General features: G+C 36.0%; 1 protein-coding gene. It reads right to left on the reverse strand.

Going from position 1 to position 236, the window contains the following annotated elements; all coding sequences use genetic code 11:
- The coding region (locus tag SB717_RS39460; protein WP_410908775.1) for a hypothetical protein at positions 1-236 on the reverse strand (236 nt) is incomplete at both ends.

The following is a 236-nucleotide window of genomic DNA, read 5'->3' on the forward strand; positions in this document are numbered from 1 at the left end:
GTTTTGATTGTCTCATATTTTAACAAACTTGCTTCTATCTCACCTAGTTCTATTCGATATCCCCTTATTTTCACTTGATGATCAACTCGTCCCAAGTATTCTATGTTACCATCAGGTAGCCACCTTGCTATATCTCCTGTTTTATATAATTTCTCACCAGGTTCAAACGGATGATCAATAAATTTATCTGCTGTTAATTCTTTTCGATTGATGTATCCCCTAGCTAACCCTATGCC

It is taken from the genome of Priestia sp. SIMBA_032, assembly GCF_046535215.1.
In the GTDB taxonomy this organism is placed as follows: Bacteria; Bacillota; Bacilli; order Bacillales; family Bacillaceae_H; genus Priestia; species Priestia aryabhattai.